The sequence below is a fragment of the Tsukamurella sp. NPDC003166 genome (genome assembly GCF_040611135.1).
In the GTDB taxonomy this organism is placed as follows: Bacteria; Actinomycetota; Actinomycetes; order Mycobacteriales; family Mycobacteriaceae; genus Tsukamurella.
This window is the reverse complement of sequence record NZ_JBEXNL010000005.1, coordinates 251,660-272,918: the sequence shown is the minus strand read 5'-3', so window position 1 is coordinate 272,918 and position 21,259 is coordinate 251,660. Positions and strand designations below refer to the sequence as shown.

General features: G+C 69.5%; 21 protein-coding genes. 16 read left to right on the top strand and 5 right to left on the bottom strand.

Annotation, left to right across the window (positions count from 1 at the left end):
- Nucleotides 1–5: 5 nt before the first annotated feature.
- Together ABZX10_RS08860 and ABZX10_RS08855 are read right to left on the bottom strand one after the other, a co-directional pair.
- Nucleotides 6–1,214, bottom strand: coding sequence for a lipase family protein (locus tag ABZX10_RS08860; protein WP_355537416.1), 1,209 nt, complete (start codon nt 1,212–1,214; stop codon nt 6–8).
- 26 nt (nt 1,215–1,240) lie between these two features.
- Nucleotides 1,241–2,653 carry an MFS transporter gene (locus ABZX10_RS08855; RefSeq protein WP_355537526.1) on the bottom strand — a complete coding sequence of 471 codons (1,413 nt, stop codon included), beginning with the start codon at nt 2,651–2,653 and terminating at the stop codon, nt 1,241–1,243.
- Between the two features lie 133 nt (nt 2,654–2,786).
- On the opposite strand from ABZX10_RS08855, the gene ABZX10_RS08850 reads away from it, so the two are divergent.
- From ABZX10_RS08850 to ABZX10_RS08815, 8 genes are all read left to right on the top strand, one after another.
- Complete coding sequence (locus tag ABZX10_RS08850; RefSeq protein WP_355537414.1) at nt 2,787–3,410, top strand: LysE family translocator; 624 nt, start codon at nt 2,787–2,789, stop codon at nt 3,408–3,410.
- A gap of 28 nt (nt 3,411–3,438) precedes the next feature.
- Nucleotides 3,439–5,016: an urea amidolyase family protein gene (locus tag ABZX10_RS08845; protein ID WP_355537411.1), complete on the top strand. Its 1,578-nt coding sequence runs from the start codon at nt 3,439–3,441 to the stop codon at nt 5,014–5,016.
- A 336-nt stretch (nt 5,017–5,352) separates the two neighbouring features.
- On the top strand, nt 5,353–5,766 hold the full coding sequence (locus ABZX10_RS08840; protein WP_355537408.1) for a hypothetical protein: 414 nt from the start codon (nt 5,353–5,355) through the stop codon (nt 5,764–5,766).
- An 18-nt stretch (nt 5,767–5,784) separates the two neighbouring features.
- Complete coding sequence (locus tag ABZX10_RS08835) at nt 5,785–6,129, top strand: hypothetical protein (RefSeq protein ID WP_355537405.1); 345 nt, start codon at nt 5,785–5,787, stop codon at nt 6,127–6,129.
- Nucleotides 6,126–7,058 carry a hypothetical protein gene (locus tag ABZX10_RS08830; protein ID WP_355537402.1) on the top strand — a complete coding sequence of 311 codons (933 nt, stop codon included), beginning with the start codon at nt 6,126–6,128 and terminating at the stop codon, nt 7,056–7,058. Before ABZX10_RS08835 ends, ABZX10_RS08830 begins: the two co-directional genes overlap by 4 nt.
- Before the next feature lie 393 nt (nt 7,059–7,451).
- The gene (locus ABZX10_RS08825; RefSeq protein WP_355537399.1) at nt 7,452–8,435 is read left to right on the top strand and encodes a hypothetical protein; all 984 of its coding nucleotides are present in this window, start codon (nt 7,452–7,454) and stop codon (nt 8,433–8,435) included.
- A gap of 110 nt (nt 8,436–8,545) precedes the next feature.
- Nucleotides 8,546–10,912: an excinuclease ABC subunit UvrA gene (locus tag ABZX10_RS08820; RefSeq protein ID WP_355537396.1), complete on the top strand. Its 2,367-nt coding sequence runs from the start codon at nt 8,546–8,548 to the stop codon at nt 10,910–10,912.
- A 70-nt stretch (nt 10,913–10,982) separates the two neighbouring features.
- Nucleotides 10,983–11,549, top strand: a complete 567-nt coding sequence (locus tag ABZX10_RS08815; RefSeq protein WP_355537393.1) for a vitamin K epoxide reductase family protein — start codon at nt 10,983–10,985, stop codon at nt 11,547–11,549.
- A gap of 4 nt (nt 11,550–11,553) precedes the next feature.
- On the opposite strand, the gene ABZX10_RS08810 is transcribed toward ABZX10_RS08815, so the two are convergent.
- Nucleotides 11,554–12,792 carry an MFS transporter gene (locus ABZX10_RS08810; protein ID WP_355537390.1) on the bottom strand — a complete coding sequence of 413 codons (1,239 nt, stop codon included), beginning with the start codon at nt 12,790–12,792 and terminating at the stop codon, nt 11,554–11,556.
- An 83-nt stretch (nt 12,793–12,875) separates the two neighbouring features.
- Between ABZX10_RS08810 and ABZX10_RS08805 the strand changes: the two genes are divergently transcribed.
- The 4 genes from ABZX10_RS08805 to ABZX10_RS08790 all read left to right on the top strand — a co-directional run bounded on the left by ABZX10_RS08805 (nt 12,876) and on the right by ABZX10_RS08790 (nt 16,242).
- The gene (locus tag ABZX10_RS08805; protein WP_355537387.1) at nt 12,876–13,553 is read left to right on the top strand and encodes an FCD domain-containing protein; all 678 of its coding nucleotides are present in this window, start codon (nt 12,876–12,878) and stop codon (nt 13,551–13,553) included.
- Between the two features lie 35 nt (nt 13,554–13,588).
- Nucleotides 13,589–13,996 carry a hypothetical protein gene (locus ABZX10_RS08800; RefSeq protein WP_355537384.1) on the top strand — a complete coding sequence of 136 codons (408 nt, stop codon included), beginning with the start codon at nt 13,589–13,591 and terminating at the stop codon, nt 13,994–13,996.
- A gap of 83 nt (nt 13,997–14,079) precedes the next feature.
- Nucleotides 14,080–14,712 (top strand): DUF305 domain-containing protein, encoded by a 633-nt coding sequence (locus ABZX10_RS08795; RefSeq protein ID WP_355537381.1) that lies wholly within the window; start codon nt 14,080–14,082, stop codon nt 14,710–14,712.
- 120 nt (nt 14,713–14,832) lie between these two features.
- Nucleotides 14,833–16,242, top strand: coding sequence for a PE-PPE domain-containing protein (locus tag ABZX10_RS08790; protein ID WP_355537378.1), 1,410 nt, complete (start codon nt 14,833–14,835; stop codon nt 16,240–16,242).
- Here the strand turns inward: ABZX10_RS08790 and ABZX10_RS08785 are convergent.
- Nucleotides 16,239–17,396, bottom strand: a complete 1,158-nt coding sequence (locus tag ABZX10_RS08785; RefSeq protein ID WP_355537375.1) for an iron-containing alcohol dehydrogenase — start codon at nt 17,394–17,396, stop codon at nt 16,239–16,241. The two genes, ABZX10_RS08790 and ABZX10_RS08785, sit on opposite strands and share 4 nt — an antisense overlap.
- A 27-nt stretch (nt 17,397–17,423) precedes the next feature.
- Here ABZX10_RS08785 and ABZX10_RS08780 point away from each other — a divergent pair, with 27 nt between their 5' ends.
- Both ABZX10_RS08780 and ABZX10_RS08775 read left to right on the top strand, forming a co-directional pair.
- Nucleotides 17,424–18,146, top strand: a complete 723-nt coding sequence (locus tag ABZX10_RS08780) for a VIT family protein (RefSeq protein WP_355537372.1) — start codon at nt 17,424–17,426, stop codon at nt 18,144–18,146.
- A 9-nt stretch (nt 18,147–18,155) separates the two neighbouring features.
- Nucleotides 18,156–18,674, top strand: a complete 519-nt coding sequence (locus ABZX10_RS08775) for a gamma carbonic anhydrase family protein (RefSeq protein WP_355537369.1) — start codon at nt 18,156–18,158, stop codon at nt 18,672–18,674.
- Nucleotides 18,675–18,687: 13 nt separating this feature from the next.
- Here the strand turns inward: ABZX10_RS08775 and ABZX10_RS08770 are convergent, their stop codons facing one another.
- Nucleotides 18,688–19,173 (bottom strand): hypothetical protein, encoded by a 486-nt coding sequence (locus ABZX10_RS08770; RefSeq protein WP_355537366.1) that lies wholly within the window; start codon nt 19,171–19,173, stop codon nt 18,688–18,690.
- 26 nt (nt 19,174–19,199) lie between these two features.
- Here ABZX10_RS08770 and ABZX10_RS08765 point away from each other — a divergent pair, with 26 nt between their 5' ends.
- Both ABZX10_RS08765 and ABZX10_RS08760 read left to right on the top strand, forming a co-directional pair.
- Nucleotides 19,200–19,658: a Rieske (2Fe-2S) protein gene (locus tag ABZX10_RS08765; RefSeq protein WP_355537363.1), complete on the top strand. Its 459-nt coding sequence runs from the start codon at nt 19,200–19,202 to the stop codon at nt 19,656–19,658.
- A 110-nt stretch (nt 19,659–19,768) separates the two neighbouring features.
- A complete protein-coding gene (locus tag ABZX10_RS08760) occupies nt 19,769–21,253 on the top strand; it encodes an NAD(P)/FAD-dependent oxidoreductase (RefSeq protein ID WP_355537361.1) in 1,485 nt (494 codons plus the stop codon).
- The last annotated feature ends 6 nt before the right edge of the window (nt 21,254–21,259 follow it).

Here is a 21,259-nt window from a genome sequence, read left to right as displayed (position 1 = left end):
CTGTGTCAGTTCTCCTCGTGTTCCATGACCCGCGCGAGGAACTCGGCGGCGTTGTCGGCGGCCGCGTACACGGTGCCGAAGTGGTCGGTGGGGTAGAGCTTGAGGGTCAGAGGTTGCCGGTGCAGCGCCAGGGCGGCCGCGAGCGAGAGTCCGGACGCCACGGGCACGTCGATGTCGGTGAGACCGTGGCCCAGGAAGATCGGTCGGTCGTAGCCCTCGACGGGGGTACCCATGTGCTCGTGCAGGGCGGCGTAGATCCCGGGGATCGAGCGCAGCGGTGCGGTCACCCACGTGGAGATCCGGGCGCCGCGCACGGCCTCCCGCGTGTCGTAGAGGCTCAGGCGCTCGGCGAGGTCGACGATCCGTCGGCCCTCGTCGCTGAGCAGCCCGTCGATGCCCAGGTCCGGCCGGGCGTCGCGGATGCCCGCGAGGATGTACGCGGCGTAGACGTTCGTGAGCGGCGGCAGCACGACGGGCGGGAAGGAGGGCCGCAGGAACTGGGCCACCCGCTCGATGTTGGCCGGGGTGCCGGTCGCGATCACGCCCCGCAGGTCGAGGTCGTATCCGACGCCGAATTCGCGTGCGTACCGGGCGCCGTTCATCGCGGCGCCTGCGCCCTGCGACTGGCCGACCAGGGCCCACCGTCGGGATAGGGGGAGCCCCAGCTGCCCTGCGGCCCGGACCGAGTCGACGAGGTTGTGCGCCTCCACCTTCCCGTTCAAGTAGCTCATCAGGCCCGGCGTGCCCATCCCCGCATAGTCCGTGGCCACCACGGCGTACCCGCGCCGCAGCCAGTGGCCCAGGTAGAACTGCTGCCGGTCCGATTGGGGCTGGGCCGAGGGGGTCGCCTCGTCGCACAGCCCGACGGTGCCGTGCGCCCACGCGACGACGGGCCAGCCGCCGGCCGGGACGTCGCCCTCGGGCAGGAACAGGGCGGCCGTGCTGACCGCGTCCGGCCCGTACTGGTTGGTGGTGGAGTACAGGAAGCGGTGCGCCTGCGCGGCGTCGGCGAGGCCGAGGGCGGGCGCCAGCGGCACCCGGTCGATCGGGGAACCGGCCGCCGGCGTGGGCCCGGTGTAGTCGCGGGCGTCGAGGCCGGACCAGTCCGGCGGGCCGATGGGCGTGATCGGGTCGGGCGAGGCGAGGCCCCGGAGCAGCCCGGCGGCGCGGGTCGACAGCGCGCGGGGGAGCGCGGTCAGCGGGGTGATCGGCACCACGCCAACCTAACAGCCGGGCCGGATCACGGCGTCGAGCGAGGCTCGGGGATCGCGAGCGAACACACCACCGCCACCGCGCACACCACCAGGCTGATGAGGATCGTCGCCTCGTAGGCCCCCGCGGACGGCGTCCGGATCGGGCCCGCGGAGGTCGCGGTGACCACGGTCGCGCCCGTCAGGACCATCCCGACCACGGCCGTCGCCATCGAGGTGCCGACCGATCGCATGAGCGCGTTGACGCCGTTCGCCTCCCCGGTCTGCGAGACGGGGACCACCGACATGATGAGCGCCGGCATCGCGGAATAGGCGATGCCGAGGCCGGCGCCGACCAAAGCGCTCGCGGCGAGGACCCAGACCCAGGCGATGCTCCACGGCCCGGCGAGGCCGATCAACAGGACCAGGTAGCCGCCGCCGATCACGACCGCGCCGACGGCCAGCGAGACGCGGGCGCCGCGCCGGTCGGTGATCCACGAGCTGACATAGGAGAACGCGAACATCACCAGGCCGCTCGGCATGAGCACGAGACTCGCCGGCACCATGTCCAGGCCGAGGCCCGCGGGCGACTGTTCGGGCGCCATGAGCAGTTGGATCGGCATCATCTGCATCGCGTAGAAGGCGAACCCGGTCGCGACGGAGGCGATGTTGGTCAGCAGGATGGGCCGGCTGACCAGGGTGTGCACGTCGATGAGCGCGTTCGGGACGCGGAGCTCGTAGCGCCACCACGCGACCGCCGACACCACGAACGCGGAGAACAGGCCGAGCGTCCACGGGTCGGTCCAGCCCCAGTCGGAGGCCTTCGACAGCGGTAGCAGGACGAAGGAGAGCACGGCCGTGAGGCCCACGGTGCCGACGAGGTCGAAGCGCCCGCCGGACTCGTACGGTCCTTCGGGGACGAGTCGGAGGATCGCGGCGGCGCAGACGACGGCGGCGGCCGCGCAGATCCAGAACAGGGCGTGCCAGCTGATGTGCCGCGCGATCGTCGCGGCGAAGGGCAGGCCCAGTGCGCCGCCCACGCCCAGCGACGCGCTCATCGCGCCCACTGCCGAGCCCAGCTGCCGGGCGGGGACGATGTCGCGCAGGATGCTGATGCCGACGGCGATCGCGCCGATGCCGAGTCCCTGCAGCCCGCGCCCCACCAGGAACGGGACCAGTGCGCTGGAGAGCGCGCACACCGCGGACCCGGCGGCCACGGCCGCCATGTTGCCCAGCAGCACCCGGCGCTTGCCGAACATGTCCCCGAGCCGCCCCGCGATCGGCGTGCCGACGGCACCGACGAGCAGGGTGATCGTCAGCGTCCACGACGCATTGGTGGGCGTCGTGCGCAGGAGCCCCGGCAGCTGCGGGATGAGCGGCACGATGATCGTCTGCATGAGCGCGACGACGATCCCTGCGGCGCAGAGGACGGCGACAGCGGCGCGGGAGGCGGGCTGAGACAGGGGAGTGCCTTCGTGATCGGCGGCGGTCTGCTAGGTATTCTAACAACACGCCGATCCGCGTTGGCCCGTCGCGGTGTTCGGCGCCGGGTGCGGCGACTTCCGAGTAGTCACCGGCGTCTGATTGGATCGCCGAATGCTTCTCGCTCTGCTGTCGTTCTCCGCCGCCGCGGCGCTCATCGTCGTGCTACCGGGTCCCGACACCCTCGTCGTCGTGCGCGGCGTGGTCCAGGGCGGCCGCGTCGCCGGACTGCGCACCAGCCTGGGGGTGCTCAGCGGTCTCGTGCTGTGGGTGCTCGCGGCGGTGCTCGGGCTCTCGGCGATGCTCAAGGCCAGTGAGTACGGCTACACCGCACTGAAATTCCTGGGGGCCGCGTACCTGATCCACATGGGCGCCCAGTCGTTGCGCGCGATGATCCGCGGCTCGGCGCTGGGGGAGCAGCCGACCGTCCCGCAGACGGCCTCGTGGCGCACGGGTGGCTTCACGGCGGGCTTCCTGACGGATCTGCTCAACCCCAAGATCGGGGTCCTGTTCGTGAGTCTGCTCCCCGGCTTCGTGCCCGCGGGGCACTCGGTGACCGGCACGACGCTCCTGCTCGGCGGCGTCTTCATCGCGCTGACGGCCGTGTACTGCGGGGTACTCATCGCCGCGGCGGGCACCGTCACCGCGTGGATGCGGACGCCGCGCACGCGGCGCGTCCTCGACGGCATCGCGGGTGTCGCGCTCATCGGCTTCGGCGCGAAGCTCGTCACGGAGTAGCCGGCGGTCGGGCCCTAGTGTGAGACGCATGTCTTCACCCCGACCCGGTGGGGCCGTGCCGCGGCACGGCCTCGACGTGTCCCCGCTCGGAGCTCGCGCCGTCCGGGTGCGCGTGGCGCCGGACACCGTCGAGGCCCTGCGGGCCCGGCTCGAGGCTGAGCCGCTGCCCGGGCAACGCGAGCTCGTCGCCGGCGGCGACAGCGTCACGGTCCTGTTCGACCATCCGGCCTCCGCCGCCGGCGGTTCGCGCGCGCTGCGCGCCATGGCGGTACCGGAACCCGTCGCCTCCGAGGGCGCGCTGGTCGGGATCGACGTGGTCTACGACGGCGAGGACCTGCGAGAGGTCGCCGCGCTGCTGGGCACCGACGAGGCCGGGGTGATCCGGATGCACACCGGGAGGGACTGGTACGTGGGCTTCCTCGGGTTCGCACCGGGGTTCGCGTACCTGCGCTCGGCAGAGCCCGTCCCGACGATCCCGCGCCGTGCCTCGCCCCGCACCCGGGTACCGGCGGGCACCGTCGCGGTCGCGGGGGAGTACAGCGCCGTCTACCCGCGCGTCTCGCCCGGCGGGTGGCGGCTGATCGGCCGTACCGATGCCGAGCTCTGGTCGGTGGACCGCGACCCGCCGGCGCTCCTCGTGCCCGGCACCCGGGTGCGGTTCACCGCGGTCCGGGATCGGGTCGTCGCGGAGGGGCCGGCGGCCGCCCCGCCGACGGTGCCGGCGCCCAGCCGCGGACTCGTGGTGCAGGTCCCAGGAATGCAGGCACTCGTCGAAGACCTGGGCCGGCCGGGCCTCGCCGCGTTGGGGGTAACGCGATCCGGCGCGGCGGACCGTGGCGCCCTGCGCCGGGCCAATCGGCTCGTCGGTAATACCGAGGGGGCCGCTGCGATCGAGAATGCCGGGGGTGGCATCGAACTCGTGGCGGTGGGGGATCAGGTGCTCGCAGTGACCGGCGCCGACGCGGACCTGACGGTCGAGGCGTCCGACGGGCGGTGGCGCACCGTCGGGCCGGGAACGCCCTTCGCCCTCGACGACGGTGACCACCTCGAGATCGGCCCGACGGTGGCGGGCCTCCGTGTCGTGATCGCCGTCCGCGGCGGCGTCGACGTGCCCGAGGTGCTCGGCAGCCGGAGCGCCGACACCCTCGCGCGTCTCGGCCCGCCCGCTATCTCGGCCGGTGACCATCTGCCGGTGGGCGTGCCGCCCCGCACGGCGGTCGGGTTCCCGGAGACCGAACCCGCTGTGCCGGACGGGAGTCGCCCGACGGTGCTCGACGTGCTGCCGGGTCCGGACATCGGGCTCTTCCCCGACGGTGCCTGGGAGCGGTTCCTGCGCACCGCGTGGACGGTGACGCCCGACAGCGATCGCGTCGGCGTGCGCCTGGCGGGGCCGCCGATCCCGCGGGCGACGGGGGAGATCCGGAGCCAGGCGTTGGTGCCGGGTGCGGTCCAGGTGCCGCCGTCGGGGCTGCCGGTCCTGTTCGTCGTCGACCATCCGACGACCGGGGGCTACCCCGTGTTCGCCGTCGTGGCCGACCACCACCTGGATCTCCTCGCGCAGTTGCCCTTCGGTGCCGAGGTGCACCTGCGGTGCGCGGTTCCCTGAGGGAGGGTGCGCGCTGACCGGTCGCCGGTGATACGGGATCACCATCCGGACAATTTGTTACGGTGCGGCGCGCTGCGGACAGGTGGCGTTCGCACCCCGAGGTCTCTGTCGACGACATCGCGCGCGCACTCGGCGAACGATCGAACAGGTCGATCTGGGTGCCGCCGAGGCGGACAACGGCAGTTAGCTCTATCCCTTCGCGTTTTCCGGTTGTACGCTGATGATCGACTGTGATGTGGATCACAGTCGATGGCCGTCACGCGAAGCATCGGGGTGGGGCGTATGGAAACCGTCAGCAGCCAGGCAGACCTCGACGAGCTGATGCGGAATCGACCGATGCGGACCACAACCTACCGCGTGCATCCGGACGCCCGCGTCGTCATCCCCCCGGAGGCCCGGGCTGCGCTCGACCTCCGTGAGATCGACGACGGTGAGATCCGGCAGCTGGCGGCGTTTCTCAACATCGCTCAGGACGACCTCGTGCAGCCGCTGCACGTTGCGCGGCTGGCGTGCCCGGCATGCGATCGACGGCTCGGCATCCTCGACTTCGTCAAGACCGCGGTACAACTGGGGCACCACGACCGCTCGGAGATCGCGGACATCCTCACGGGGCGCGGCGGAGCGTGGGTGACGGTGCGGGGGCAGGACGGCGGTCGTCCGGTCAATTGTGCGCTGTGCGACACGCGGGTGGTGATCGACGGTGCGGATGGCTATTGCGAGTACACGGGCAAGAATTACGCATATGCGTGACGGTCAGAGGAGAGGGAAATGTCACACAGCGAGCTGGACACCGAACTGCTGAAGGTGCCGATCGGCACCTTTCGTCACTATATCGACTTCATCGTCACGCACGATCTGTGGGACGAGGCGACGGCCGCCCTGGAAACCGCTGCCGGATCGAAGAGCGTCCTACTCGGTGCCGTCCAGACCATGGTCATCCGCGATCTCGTCGACACTCGGGGGGCGCAGCTGAACGATCAGCCTGAGCACGCCGGTGCGCTGGTCGTGCCCGAATGCGGCTGTGACGCGACAGTTGCGCGTCCGCCCAAGACCTCGCATGACGCCGTGAAGACCGAGGGCGCCGACGCGGGCGCGGACGCGGGTACTCCTTGACCGGAGAGCGGCGGGGCGAACTGGAAGCAGTACGCAAGGCCAAGCGCCGGTTCCTCGACGTTCTGATGGCGAACCCCGACGTGTTCGGCGTCGGGGTCGGTCGCCGCCGGGTCGCGGGCGAACACGTCGATCAGTACGCCATCGTCGTCCATGTGCGCAGCAAGCTTCCCTTGCATGCCGTCCCGGGGAGCCGGCTGATACCGGCCGAGGTGACCTTGAACGACGGTGCCGGTCCGCCGGTCGTGGTGCCCGTCGACGTTCAGGAGCACGCCGCTCCCGTTCCGGAGTCGGTTCGGATCCGGCCGGTTCCCGGCGGGGTGAGCGCCGGCGCCACGGGGTCCGGCACGATCGGCGGCTGGGTGTGGGACACCGTCACGAAGCAGATCGTCGCCTTGTCGAATGCGCACGTCTTCGGGACGGACAGCGGGACGCCGGTCCTGCAACCGTCGAAGGAGGATGGCGGAATGGACGGCCTCGACCTGATCGCCTCGGTTCTGCGCTCCGGTTCGCTCGACGCGGCGATCGCGGCGCCGGTGAGCTCAAGCATCATCAGCGCGGTGATCCTGGGCGGAGGCGCCGCCGTCTACCACGTCGGCGAGCCGGCGGTCGGGATGCACGTCCAGAAGACCGCTCGAAGCTCGGGCGTCACGTTCGGAGTGGTCGACCTCATCGACTTCGACTCGGGCTACTTCGATTCCCACTCGGATATCTGGGTCGACGGGGTAGGGGCCGATTTCTCGGTCGACGGCGACTCCGGTGCGCTGTACTTCGACGCCGATGCACTCGCCACAGGCTGCTGGAAAGCGATCGGACTGCACTGGGGCGGTTCCGGAAATGCCGGCGTCGGCCACCACATCCAGGCGGTCTTCACTGATCTCGGTCTGGCGACGCTTCCGACGAGCGATAGCGCGGCGCCGGCGCTCGGGTGAGGTGGCCTCGTCCCGACATCTCCGCATAATGTCATAATGTAGATTATCGGCATTGAGGTACCCAGGGCGGAGATCGAATCGGTTCGGTCCGTCTCGCCGCGACATCCAACGACGTGAGCCTTGTGTCGTCCGGCTTGCGCTGCATCGGCGGAAATGCCGGTGCCGAGCGCGTTGGTCCGGCTCCCTGCGGTCGGGTCGTACACGGGTCGCATTCGGTGGTCCATCGCGGCTCGTTCCATGCGTGTGCGACTCCCCGATCTCCGGCGTCCGCGTACGCATATACGTCACTGTGACGTATATGCGTACGCGACGCCCGGCACGCGAGCGCCGATGCTTTTCATCGCGAACGGCCATTGCAGTCGCAAGCAGTCATCTCCTACTCTTGTGACGCGTGTGACCGCGCCGCCCATGATCGACGGGGCGGGGATCGTCGGTTCGCGGGTCGTGAACGAGGAGGATCTGATGGGAAGGCATCGTCGAGAAGAGGCGGCGCAGGCGTACCGCGGGGACATTTCGTCGGCGGACACCGACCAGTTCAGTCTTGTCGGTCTCAATCTCGATCGCCCGATGCCGGCGCTCGCGCGTTCCGATACGCGGCAGATGGCCATCGATTCCATATCTCGCATGATTGATTTGATTGACATGATCGATCATGCGCCGGAGCAAAGTGGTAGTAGGCGCGCCGCGGATCGCGGATCGCTGGTCAATTTCCGTCAGATCGCTTCGGCTGGTTCGCGTTTCGCTCACGCGGCGGCGTCGCGGGTACGGCACGCGGGTGGCGGGCGGCACCGGCAGCTCCTGGGCGACGGATCCGACACGCGGCCGCCCGAGACAAACATTAACCATCGGTGGTCGAATAACGCTATTGTTAACTCCATGACCGACACCATCGCCAAAGAAGACCTGTCCGTCCTCAAGCGCGCCCAAGAACTCGTACGTAAGCACGACGAGGAAGTCCGTGCCAAGAAGGTCGAGCGTGAGGGGCGTGTGCGTCAGACCGCATCCCTGATCGCGACGTACAGTGCCGATTGCTCGCTGCGTCTCGCGGAGCTGCTGGACTTCTCCGAGAAGGACGGCCCCGTCGACAAGATCAAGTGGCAGCTGTCGAGCTCCGGCGAGAAGCTGATCTCGTTCAACCCCGAGGACAACGACCTGATGGTCGACGTGCACCGGATGCCGATGCTGGTCACCGACGTCGAGGGCTACACCGTCGGCGTGCAGCACCTGCTGGGCACCGATGTGTACCTGTTCGGCCTCACCGACGGGGACGACAACTGGAGCGGCTTCGAGGACCTCGAGGGCTTCGGTCGCGCCACGCTGACGCCGGGCAACCGCTACAAGGCCAGCGAGGTCTCGCTGTCGCAGTACAACAACTGAGCAGTACTCCCCCACAGTCCGCTTCACGAAGTCGAGCACGCCCGCCGTGGTGTGCTCGACTTCTTCGTTACGCTGGTCCGGTCGCCGCCACGATGTCACCAGGAGCGTTCATGCCGCAGACCGTCCCGCACGTCGCCGACAGCCACGAGAAGATCCGCGTTCACGGTGCGCGCGAGAACAACCTCAAGGACGTGAGCATCGAGCTGCCCAAGCGCAGGCTGACCGTCTTCACCGGCGTGTCGGGGTCGGGCAAGAGCTCGCTCGTGTTCGGGACCATCGCGGCCGAATCGCAACGCATGATCAACGAGACCTACAGCACCTTCGTGCAGGGATTCATGCCCACACTCGCTCGACCGGACGTCGATGTCCTCGACGGGCTGACGACCGCCATCATCGTGGGCCAGGAACGCATCGGGTCCGATCCGCGCTCGACGGTCGGGACCGCGACGGACGCCAACGCCATGCTCCGGATCCTGTTCAGCCGCCTCGGGACCCCGCACATCGGCTCCCCGCAGGCCTTCTCGTTCAACGTCGCCTCGGTGAGCGGCGCCGGTGCCGTGACCGTCGAGAAGGGCGGTCGGCAGGTCAAGGAGAAGCGCACCTTCCAGCTCGTGGGCGGCATGTGCCCGCGGTGCGAGGGGCGTGGCAATGTCAGCGACATCGACCTCACCGCCCTCTACGACGACACCAAATCGCTCGACGACGGCCCGTTCACCATTCCCGGCTACAGCATGGACGGCTGGCAGGGCCGGATCTACCGCGGTAGCGGCTTCTTCGACACCGCCAAGCCCATCGCGAAGTACACCAAGCGCGAGTTGAACGACCTGCTCTACAAGGAGCCCACCAAGATCAAGGTCGAGGGGATCAATCTCACCTACGAGGGCATCATCCCCAAGATCCAGAAGTCCTTCCTGGCGAAGGACGTCGACGCCATGCAGCCGCACGTGCGGGCCTTCGTCGAGCGTGCCGTCACCTTCGCCGTGTGCCCGGAGTGCGACGGTACGCGGTTGTCCGACCTGGCCCGCTCCTCGACGATCAACGGCGCGTCGATCGCAGACTGCTGTTCGATGCAGATCAACGAACTCGCCGGGTGGCTCCGTGGGGTGCAGGAGCCGTCGGTCGCGCCGCTGCTGGAGAACCTGCAGTTCACCCTCGATTCCTTCGTCGAGATCGGGCTCGGTTATCTCTCCCTCGATCGTCCCGCAGGCACACTGTCGGGCGGCGAGGCGCAGCGCACCAAGATGATCCGCCACCTGGGCAGCTCGCTCACCGACATCACCTATGTCTTCGACGAGCCCACCATCGGCCTTCATCCGCACGACATCGCCCGCATGAACGACCTGTTGCTCCGTCTGCGGGACAAGGGCAACACGGTGCTCGTCGTCGAGCACAAGCCCGAGGCCATCGCCATCGCCGACCACGTCGTGGACCTCGGCCCCCGCGCCGGCACCGCGGGCGGCGAGATCGTCTTCGAGGGCACCGTCGAGGGGCTGCGGAAGGCGGATACGCTCACCGGACGCCACCTCGATGACCGCGCCCGCCTCAAGGACGCGGTGCGGGCACCGTCGGGCGTGCTCGAGGTGCGCGGCGCGACCGAGCACAACCTCCGCGCTGTTGACGTCGATGTCCCGCTCGGCGTGCTCGTGGTGATCACCGGTGTCGCGGGGTCCGGGAAGAGTTCGCTGATCCACGGTTCGATCAGCCCGCGCGAGGGCGTGGTCACCGTCGACCAGACCCCGATCAAGGGCAGCCGGCGGAGCAACCCCGCCACCTACACCGGCCTGCTCGACCACATCCGCAAGGCCTTCGCGAAGGCGAACGGCGTCAAGCCCGCCCTGTTCAGTGCGAACTCCGAGGGAGCGTGCCCCGCGTGCAACGGCGCCGGGGTGATCTACACCGATCTCGGGATCATGGCGGGCACGTCCACCACGTGCGAGGAGTGCGAGGGCAAGCGTTTCCAGGCGGCCGTCCTCGAATACCACTTGGGTGGCAAGGACATCAGCGAGGTGCTGGCGATGCCCGTCGCGGAGGCGCTCGGCTTCTTCGGCGAGGGTGCGGCGAAGATCCCCGCCGCGCACAAGATCCTGGGATACCTCAGCGATGTCGGTCTCGGCTACGTCAGCCTCGGCCAGCCCCTCACGACCCTCTCGGGCGGTGAGCGCCAGCGGCTCAAGCTCGCCACTCACATGGGCGACAAGGGCGGCGTGCTCGTCTTGGACGAGCCCACCACCGGCCTGCACCTCGCCGACGTCGAGCAGCTCCTGGGCCTGCTCGACCGTCTCGTCGACGCGGGCAAATCGGTGATCGTCATCGAGCACCATCAGGCGGTGATGGCCCACGGCGACTGGATCATCGACATCGGTCCCGGTGCCGGGCACGACGGCGGACGGGTCGTGTTCGAGGGCGCACCGTCGGATCTCGTTGCGGGACGGACGTCCCTGACCGGGGAGCATCTCGCCGCGTACGTCGGGGCCTGAGGGTCCAGGACAGGCCGGGCCGACGGTCCGCTGACAGCGACCGCACAGCGGATTCGCATACGATCGGTGCGTGGCAACCTCTGAGAACCGTCGCATCACCGGCATCCTGTTGCTCGTCACCGGAGCGCTGGGCCTGTTGGCCTCGGTGACCCTGACGATCGACAAGATCAAGATCCTTCAGGACCCGAACTTCAAGCCCAGCTGCAGCATCGACCCGACGATCTCGTGCGGCTCGGTGATGAACTCGTGGCAGGGTTCGCTGTTCGGATTCCCGAACCCGCTGATCGGCATCGCGGCGTTCTCGGTGGTGATCGTGGCCGGCGTGCTCACGCTCGGCGGAGTGGCTCTCCCCCGTTGGTTCTGGAGCGGGCTCGCGCTCGGCTCCGCCGCGGGCATCGCGCTGATCGTGTTCCTGATCTACTCCAGCCTGTTCGAGATCCACGCGCTGTGCCTGTGGTGCATGCTCGTCTGGTCGATCATGCCGATCGTGCTGGCGACCTCCGTCGCCGCGGCGCTCGGCGCCAAGGCCACCCAGCAGGTCCGGCAGGTGCTCGCTGCCGTGGTGCTGCTCTGGTACATCGTGGTCATCGGGCTGATCGCCGTCCAGTTCTGGGACTACTGGAGCAGCAAGTTCTGAGTGGTCAGTTCCACGTGTCCTCGAGCATGCGCGGCTTGCACGCCTGGTAGGCGCCCAGGCCGAGCACCACGAGGCAGCCGAACAGCATCGCGAACGGGGCCGTCCAGCCGTGCGTGGCCTCGTGCAGCAGGCCGAAGCCGAGCGGGCCGGCGCACGCGGCCAGGTATCCCACGCCCTGCATGAACCCGGACAGCGACGCCGATCCGGCGCCGGTGCGGGTGCGCAGGTTGACCAGGGTCAGCGCCATCGGGAAGGTCGTCGGACCGAGGCCCGCGGCGATCACCCACAACCAGGTCAACGTCATGGGCGCGAGCAGCAGACCGAGGAAACCGACCACGAAGCAGGCGAGGAAGGCCACCACCAAGGGGAACGGGTTCTCCATCCGTGCACACAGGCCGGGGATCACCAGGGTCGCGACGAAGCCGACGCCCGAGAACAGTGCGACCATGTTGCCGCCGAGTGCGGCGCTGCCGCCCGAGTCGGACAGGATGGTCGGGATCCAGGTGAACATCGAGTAGGTGCTCAGCGAGGTCATGCCGAACATCGCCGCCGCGCCCCAGGCCAGCGGGGAACGCCAGATCCGCCCCCGGGGCTCCGTGGTCTCCTCGGCGCTGACGTCGTGCACGTCGTGGCCGCGCCGAGCGAGGACGATGCCCAGCCAGGGCAGGAACGCCGCGATCGGGATGATCGCCCAGATCGCCAGCGACGCACGCCACCCGAACGCGTCGGCGACCGGCACCGCCGTGAGCGCGGGGACCATCGTGCCGAGCTGGACGAAGGTCAGGTACGCGGTGCTGAGAACTGCGACGTTGTCGGAGAAGTAGCGCTTGACCAGCGGCGGCAGCACGACGTTTCCGATGCCCATGCCCAGCAGGGCCAGGCAGGAGAAGGCGAGTAGGCCGAGGGTGCCGCCGACGAAGGACCGGACGCCGATGCCGATCGCCGTCGCCGCAACGGCGATCAGCGTGGTCCGCTCGAGACCGATCCGGTTGGTGAGCAGTGGCGTGACGATGCCGGCTGCCGCGAACATCGCGGTGGGGAGCATGCCGAACACGCCGATGACCGTGGCGCCGAAGTGCAGGTCCTCACTGATCCGCGTGAGCAGCGGCGTCAACGAGGTGACGGCGGTGCGGAGCGTCAACGCGAACAGCACGATCGCGAGCAGTACGAGCAACCGCCCCTGCTTCACCGATCGCACCATGCTCTGTTCAGCCTCCTGAGGCTCGGTCGCGATGCTGGTCATTCGCCCTCCTTACGGTCAACGAAATCATAGGATGAATGGATCAATGTCGGCAAGGCGGTTCCCGTGCGGATAGGATGACTGTGATGCAACCGGTACGTAGGCAGACCTTGATAGCCCAGGTCACAGAACAGCTCCGTGGCGAGATCGCCAGCGGACGGTGGCCCGTGGGCGGTCGCATACCCACCGAGACCGAGCTTCGCGAGCTCACGGGCACCGCGCGCAACACCGTGCGCGAGGCCGTCCAGGCGCTGGTCCACGCGGGAATGCTGGAACGGCGCCAGGGTTCGGGCACCTACGTGCTGTCCGCCTGCGCCACCTCGACGCTGGGCGACTACTTCTCCGCCGCGCGCGACACGGACCTGCTCGAGCTGCGCGAGGCGCTCGAGGTGACGGCCGCCGGCCTCGCGGCGGAGCGTCGTGACGAGGACGACGTGGTCGAGCTGCGCCGCCTGCTCGACGAGCGCAACCGCATGTGGTCCCCCGATCGGGTGGACCCGGGCACCGAGCGCGCGGCGATCGTCGCCGACCTCGCGATGCACCGCGGCGTGGTCGCTGCCAGTCACAACGCGATCTATCTCGAGTTCTACGACTCGCTCGTGCCGGTGCTCCAGGAGCACCTGCAGGAATTCCCGGTGGGCTCCGCGACCTCGTACGAGTGCGCGCACGTCGCGGTCATCGATGCGGTCGCCGCCGGGGACGCGCCCGCGGCCCGCGCGGCCGCGCGTGAGCTGCTCGCCGAGGTCCGGCTCCGCGAGCGCTGATCCATACCCCTACCCCTCTGGGGTATGCTGCGTCCGTGCGGACGATGCGGACCAGGACGACGGCGATGGTCTTCGCCGTGGTGGTCGGCTTCGCGGTCCTCCTGATGCATCAGGGCGTGATGCCGATCGGCCGCGCGGCGATGCTCGGCATGGCGCACGGATCGCCGCACTCGCCCGCCGAACTCGATGTCGTTGCCGGGCCGGCCGACCACCACTCGAAGGTCGGGAAGCAGACCGTCGACGCCGTGCACGATCATCACGCGCACGAGTGCGCCGGCACCGTCGTCGTGCACAAGTCCGTCGGGGCGCCCTCGCTCGTCGCCGTGCTCCCCCTGCCCGACGGTGCGCCGGACACCGGCCCGGCCGACCGCGCCGCCGTAGCGCGCGGTCCCCCGCCGTGGACGGTCCTCGACCTCTCGCAACTCTGCCTGCTCCGCGTCTGATGGACGCCCGCGCGCGGCTCCGTGCCGCGGCGCGCCGACGCGACCCATCACACCGATCATCCGAGCAGATTCGAGGAACCACCATGACCACCAACCGCATCCGCATCGCCACAGTCCTTTCCGCGGTCGCCGCCGGCGCGACCCTCCTCGCGGCGTGCGGCACCGACGCCTCGCCGAGCGCCGCACCGTCGAGCGCGGCCCAGGCGGGCGCCGGGGCTCACGCCGGCCACGGCGGGGGCTCGCCCGCGTCGTCGGGCGCCGCGGCGAACGCGACCTTCAACGACTCCGATGTCGAGTTCGCAACGATGATGTACCCGCACCACGCGCAGGCCGTCGAGATGGCGAAGATGGTCGAGGGCAAGGGCGCACGAGCCGAGGTCGTCGCACTCGCGGCCGAGATCCAGCGGGCGCAGCAGCCCGAGATGGACGCCTTCACCCGGCTGCTCGCGCAGTGGGGCAAGCCCGCGCCGAGCGCGTCCATGGAGCACACCATGGACGGGATGATGACGGCGGACCAGATGCGGAAACTGGGCACGCTCCGCGGCGCCGACTTCGACCGGGAGTGGCTGACGATGATGATCGCCCACCACAAGGGCGCGATCACCATGGCCGACGCCGAGATCGCCAAGGGCGTGAACCCGGAGAACCGGAAGATCGCCGAGGCGATCAAGGCCGGTCAGCAGGCCGAGATCGTGCGCATGGAGAAGCTCTTGTAGTCCGTTCGGAGGAATTCTCGGCCGGTCGGGGCGATCCGTTTCCTGTCGCGTCAGGAAATGTGCACAATCATCACGTAGTGGTACACCTCAGTACTAGTTACTTGATGAAAGTGAATGATCATGGCGTCCAGACACAGGCGCCCCGCGGCGAAGCCCTTGGCTCTCGGTGCAGCGGGAGCCGGACTCGTCGGTGCACTCGTCCTGACCGGCCCCGCCCCGGCGGCGTTGTTCAACGCCGTCGCGAACACGCTGATCGTGGTGGGTGGGAACAGTGATCCCACCAGCCAGGTCGAGTGGGACCGGATCCGGGGCACCTACTCCGGGCCCGCTCCGGTCTTGATCAGCTACCCCGCCGACGTCGGTGTGGGGTTCCCCGGGCTTCCGCCGCTGAGCCTGGCGGGTCGTGACACCTACGCCGGATCGGTCGACAAGGGTTCCGATACGACTGCGGCCGCCATCAACGCCGGCAGGCAGAACAACGGCGACGTGACGGTCTACGCGCTGTCGTTGGGCACCGATGTCGTCGGCGTGGCTCTGGTCAAGACACCGAAGCGGCCGGGCGACGGCACCCTCACCGTCGTCCAGGCCGGCAGTCCGAGCTTCGTGAACTCGGGCATCTGGAACCTTGCTCCGCCGTTCATCCCCGGCTTGCGCAACGGCCCCGCCCCGCAGGGGCCGGCGGGCTCGGACGCGAAGATCACCAGCATCTGCATCAAGGGCGACTCCATCTGCGGGCTGGGGACCAACCCGATCACCGCCGCCTTCTACTTCCTGCCCGGCTTCGACCTGCACGGCAAGGACTACACCGCCCAGAAGATCGGCCAGTACTCCCCCGAGAACGGCATCGCCTTCACCCCGGATGCGACGGGGATCAAGACGCCGACGAAGACGGTGACCGGCGCGGACGGCGTGCAGGTCGACACCTACGACGACGGCACCGTCAAGAAGACCTGGACCGGGGACGACGGCGTCACGTACGTCTCCATCGACACCGGCCAGAACCCGTGGGGACGGCTGTTGCGCGAGAACGGGATTCCCGTGCCGATCGAGTTCGACAAGATCCTCAGCGCCATCGTCCCCGTCCCCGAGCCGGGCGCGACCGGCCCGCTGTCCCGCCCGGCCGTCCTGGCCGACGCGATCGCCGCGGTCCCGACGGTGTCGTCGTCGCCCGTACCGGCCACCGAGGATGCCGCGGGTCCCGCGAGCCGACAGCTGGCGCAGCACGACATCGACCGCCCCGGCACCATCCCACTGACGACGATGCTCGCGCAGGATGACGCACCGAAGCAGGACCCGGTGAAGAACGATCCGGTCCTGCAGGAGCCGACGCAGGATCCCGTGCAGCAGCAGGAGACTCAGCACGAGGCGCCTCCAACGCCTCCGGAGATACCCGCAACGCCTCCGGAAACGCCCACAACGCCCTCGGTGACCGCCCCGGAGCCGGCTGCGGCACCGTCGAACACGACGGAGACGCACCAGACGCCGGACGCCACCACGAACACCGGTGCCACGCAGGACAAGGCCGCCTAGCCGTACACCTCGTCGTACAGCGCGGCGATCTCGGCGGCGTCGGGCACCCGCGGGTTGTTGCCCGGGGAGCCCGACGCCAGGGCCTGCTCGGCCATGAGCGGCGTCAGCCCGTCCCACCGCGCCCGATCGATGCCGTACTCCCGCGGCGTGGGCACCGCAAGATCGGCGCAGAGCTCGTCGATCGCGCTGACCAGCGCGCCTGCGAGCGCTGGGTCCGACGAGCCGGAGAGCCCGTAGGCCCGGGCGCAGTCCGCGTAGCGCGACGGTGCCGCCCCCACCGAGAAGCGCATCACCGCGGGCAGCAGCATCGCGTTCGACAGGCCGTGCGCCACATGGAAGTGCGCGCCGATCGGCCTGCTCATGCCGTGCACCAGCGCGACCGAGCTGTTGGAGAACGCGACGCCCGCCTGGGTGGCCGCGAGCATCATGGCCTCGCGGGCGCCGCGGTCGGCACCGTCGGCGTACACGGCTCGGATGTTCCTCGAGATCGTCGAGATCGCGGCGAGGGCGAAGCCGTCGGCGAACGGATTGGCCCGGCGGCTGACGTACGCCTCGATGGCGTGGGTCAGGGCGTCCACGCCGGTGTCGGCGGTGAGCCGCGCGGGCATCGACAGCGTGAGCTCGTAGTCGACGATCGCCGCGATCGGCAGGAAGGCCGGGCCGGGACACAGCATCTTCTCGTCGGTGGCACTGTCGGTGATGATGCTGAACTGTGTGGCCTCGCTGCCGCTCCCGGCGGTCGTCGGGATGGCGATCACCGGCAGGGCGGGCCCGACGGTGACCGTGGGCGCCTTGTAGTCGCGCATCGTCCCGCCTCCGACGGCGAGCACGGCGAGCGCCTTCGCGGTGTCCAGCGGGCTGCCGCCGCCCAGGCCGATCACGCAGTCGGCGTCGTGCTCCCGGACCACCGCGAGGCCGGGCGCGAGGGACTCCGTCGTCGGGTCCGGCACCGTCCCGTCGAAGACCGACACCGCGCATCCGGCGTCCGTGAGTGCCGACACCAACCGCCCGACGGTGCCCTGACCACTCAGGAAGGCGTCCGTCACCACCACGGGCCGCGAGAACCCGAGGTCTCGGACCAGGCGGCCGGAGTCGGCGAGCGCGCCCCCTCCGACCGCGAGCCGGCGGGGAAGCCCTATCTGCGCTGCAGTCATCCCATGAACGTACCTAGACTCCTTCCCATGGCTGAGCAGATCGGCGAAGGCACACACGAATTCGAGCCGCACCACGACGCCGTCGGCGACCGGTTGAACTGGCTCCGCGCGGGCGTCCTCGGTGCGAACGACGGCCTGATCTCGACCGCGGGCATCGTCATCGGCGTCGCCGCGGCGACCGGCGAGTCGTCGGCGATCCTCACCGCGGGGATAGCGGGGCTCACCGCCGGTGCCGTGTCCATGGCGCTGGGCGAGTACGTCTCCGTGAGCACACAGCGCGACACAGAGGTGGCGCTCATCGCCAAGGAACGCGCGGAACTCCGCGAGATGCCGGACGACGAGCTCGCCGAACTCGAGGGGATCTACCGCGCCAAGGGACTCTCGCCGGACACTGCGCGGCGGGTCGCCGAAGAGCTGACCGCGCACGATCCGCTGCAGGCGCACCTCGACGCCGAGCTGGGGATCGACGAGGACAACCTGACCAGCCCGATCGCCGCGGCGGTCTCCTCCGCGGTCTCGTTCAGCGCGGGCGCCGCGATCCCGATCCTCGCCGCACTCGTTCACACACAGCGGATCCTCGTGATCGTGGTGGCCGTGCTCGCGGGTCTCGCGCTCACCGGGTACGTCTCCGCGCGACTGGGCGACGCCGACGTGCGCCGCGCGACCGCCCGGGTGGTGGTCGGTGGGCTGATCGCGATGGCCGTCACCTACGCCGTGGGTAAGCTCCTCGGCACTACCGGAATCGCCTAGGAGGCCATTGTGATCGCTCGCTTCGGACAGCTCTCGCCCCGCATCGCCGAGACCGCGTGGGTCGCGGACTCCGCCACGGTGATCGGCGACGTCGGGCTCGCCGATGGCGTGGGGGTCTTCTACAGCGCGGTGATCCGCGGCGACATGGCCACGATCTCGGTGGGCCGGGACAGCAACGTGCAGGACGGCGTCGTGATGCACGCCGACCCCGGCGTCCCGCTGACCGTCGGCGAGCGGGTCTCGATCGGCCACAACGCAGTCCTGCACGGCTGCACCGTGGGCGACGACGTGCTCGTCGGCATGGGCGCGACGGTGCTCAACGGCGCCGTGATCGGCGCGGGCAGCCTCATCGCCGCCAACGCGCTCGTCCCGCAGGGGATGGAGGTCCCGCCCGGCTCCATGGTCGCGGGCGTCCCGGCGAAGGTCCGACGGGAGCTCAGCGATGCGGAGCGCGCCGGCATCAGCGCGAACGGCGGCGCCTATGTCGAGCTGACCAAGGCGCACGCCAGAGAGACCGGCGCGGTCTGACCGTCCGGGCGGGCTACACGCCCGCCCACACCATGGTCGCGCCGGAGTGTCCTGCGGCGATCACGCCCCAGATGCACGCGGCCACCGCCAGCGTCGACAGCACGCCCAGCACGAGTGCCCCGACGCGGGAGGACAGCACCGTCGCACCCGAGAACCGTCCGGCGACCGCCGAGCTGGATCCGGCCCACACCAGCACCGCGAACACGAGCAGGCCCAGCGACCAGAGGAAGGTCGCCGTGCCCTGCGTGGAGTGCCCCTCGATCTGCGAGCGCATCCCCTCCATCGAGGGCCGCTTCTCCAACTGCTCGCCCGACTCCTTCGCGAGGTAACAGGCACCCGCCGCGACCAGGGCGAAGACCGGCAGACCGGCGCCCAGCCGGGCACGGGCGGCGGGCCACCACGCGGCGAGGAGCAGCGCGAGCGCGGCCAGGGGAAGCAGGACCACGGCGCCGTGGACCAGAAGTGGATGAGCGGGAATTCCCGCGATCTCTGTGAGCACGTCGTCATGCTGGCAGAGTGGACGCCGTGACGCAGTCAACTCAGCCAAGCTTCTGCCCCACGAGGCGCGCGGTCCTGGCCGCTCTCCCCGGTATCGCGATCCTGCCCGTCGCGGTGGCCTGTGGAACCTCGTCGAACACCGGGGACACCTCGTCGGGCTCGACGCCGGAGACCAAGGCCGGCGCGGGGAACGGCGGTGCTGCCAAGGTCGCCGTGGATCAGGTTCCGGTGGGCAACGCCGTCGTCATCGCGGGCCCGAAGCCCTATGTCGTGGCTCAGCCGACCGCGGGGAAGTTCGTCGCGTTCGACGCCTCCTGCACGCACCGCGGCACGACGGTCGCCGCGAGCGAGGGTCTCACGCTGGAGTGCCCGGCCCACGGCAGCAGGTTCGACGGTGCCACCGGTGCCGTCGAGCGGGGGCCGGCGGCGTCGCCGCTCGCCTCGGTCCCAGTGCGCCGTGAGGGTGACCAGCTGCTGGTCGGGTGATAGATCTGGACCGTGAAGCTATCGCGAGGTAGCATTGCGGTAACCGTTATTGACTCGGTCTCAGTAGGCAGCCGCTACGGGGCCGTCACGACTGAAACGAGGTGGCTCCCGTGGCCAATCCCGAGGCGATCTACAAGGACGTGCTCATCGTGGGCGCCGGGCTCGCCGGCATCGACACGGCGTACCGCGTCTCCAACGAGGTGCCGCAGTTCAGCTATGCGATCCTCGAGCAGCGCGCCGAGATGGGCGGCACCTGGGACCTGTTCAAATACCCGGGCATCCGCTCCGATTCCGACATCTTCAGCCTGAGCTACCCCTTCCTCCCGTGGAGGGGCACCAACCGTCTCGCGAGTGGTCCCGAGATCAAGGCGTACATCGAAGAGGCGGCCGCGAAGTTCGGCATCGACAAGAACATCAGCTTCAAGACCAAGGTCGGCACCGTCGACTTCGACACTCGCACCGACCTGTGGACCGTCACCGCCGAGCGCGATGGTGAGCAGATCGTGTACACGTCGCGGTTCCTCGTCGCCTGCACCGGCTACTACAACTACGACGCCGGCTACGAGCCGCCCTTCCCCGGCGTGGACCAGTTCCAGGGACGGATCGTGCACCCGCAGCACTGGCCCGAGGACCTCGACTACAAGGACAAGAAGGTCGTGGTCATCGGGTCCGGCGCCACCGCGATCACCCTGATCCCGTCGATGGCCGACGACGTCGAGCACATCACCATGCTGCAGCGCTCCCCCACGTACGTGCTGCCGGTCCCGAACGCCGACCCGCTGACGATGTTCGGCGCCAAGGTGCTGCCCGCCGCCGTCTCGCACAACATCACCCGGAACGTGAACGCCGTCATCAACGTCGGCCAGTACATCCTCGCGCGGTCGTTCCCGAAGACCTCGCGCAAGTTCCTCCGCAAGCTCAACCAGAGCCTGCTGCCCGAGGGCTACGACGTCGACGTCCACTTCAAGCCCAAGTACGAGCCGTGGGACCAGCGCCTGTGCGTCGTGCCGAACGGTGACCTGTTCAAGACGATCCGCGACGGTAAGGCCGAGGTCGTCACCGATACCATCGACACCTTCACCGAGAATGGCATCCGGCTGGCGTCGGGCCGCGAGCTCGAGGCGGACATCGTCATCACGGCGACCGGCCTGCAGCTGCTCGCGTTCGGCGGCGTCGAGGTCAGCGTCGACGGAGCGCCGATCAAGCCCAACGACAAGTTCGCGTTCGGCGGCTACATGCTCGAGGGCGTGCCGAACTTCGCCTTCATCATCGGCTACACGAACAACTCGTGGACCCTGCGCGCCGACATCTCGGCCCGCGGCATCGCCCGCCTTCTCAACCACATGGTCGTCAAGGGCTACACGCACGTCGAGCCCGAGGTCGGCGGTCAGGTGCTCACCGAGCATCCCGCCCTCGACCTCAGCTCCGGCTACGTGCAGCGCTCGCCCGACGCGATGCCCAAGGCCGCCACCGAGCAGCCGTGGATGATCCGGCACAACTTCGTCCTGGACTCGATCGACTACCGCCGCTCGAGGGTCGACGCGCCCGAGCTGAAGTTCGGCACCGTCCAGGCCCCGTCGAAGGCCGGCGTCTAGCCCCGC

Excerpts from the sequence above, each read along its gene's own strand:
- ABZX10_RS08850 (WP_355537414.1), top strand. The coding sequence starts at position 2,787 with ATGCTTCTCGCTCTGCTGTCGTTCTCCGCCGCCGCGGCGCTCATCGTC.
- ABZX10_RS08845 (WP_355537411.1), top strand. The coding sequence starts at position 3,439 with ATGTCTTCACCCCGACCCGGTGGGGCCGTGCCGCGGCACGGCCTCGAC.
- ABZX10_RS08840 (WP_355537408.1), top strand. The coding sequence starts at position 5,353 with ATGCGGACCACAACCTACCGCGTGCATCCGGACGCCCGCGTCGTCATC.
- ABZX10_RS08835 (WP_355537405.1), top strand. The coding sequence starts at position 5,785 with ATGTCACACAGCGAGCTGGACACCGAACTGCTGAAGGTGCCGATCGGC.
- ABZX10_RS08820 (WP_355537396.1), top strand. The coding sequence starts at position 8,546 with ATGCCGCAGACCGTCCCGCACGTCGCCGACAGCCACGAGAAGATCCGC.
- ABZX10_RS08810 (WP_355537390.1), bottom strand. The coding sequence starts at position 12,792 with ATGACCAGCATCGCGACCGAGCCTCAGGAGGCTGAACAGAGCATGGTG.
- ABZX10_RS08805 (WP_355537387.1), top strand. The coding sequence starts at position 12,876 with ATGCAACCGGTACGTAGGCAGACCTTGATAGCCCAGGTCACAGAACAG.
- ABZX10_RS08795 (WP_355537381.1), top strand. The coding sequence starts at position 14,080 with ATGACCACCAACCGCATCCGCATCGCCACAGTCCTTTCCGCGGTCGCC.
- ABZX10_RS08790 (WP_355537378.1), top strand. The coding sequence starts at position 14,833 with ATGGCGTCCAGACACAGGCGCCCCGCGGCGAAGCCCTTGGCTCTCGGT.
- ABZX10_RS08785 (WP_355537375.1), bottom strand. The coding sequence starts at position 17,396 with ATGACTGCAGCGCAGATAGGGCTTCCCCGCCGGCTCGCGGTCGGAGGG.
- ABZX10_RS08780 (WP_355537372.1), top strand. The coding sequence starts at position 17,424 with ATGGCTGAGCAGATCGGCGAAGGCACACACGAATTCGAGCCGCACCAC.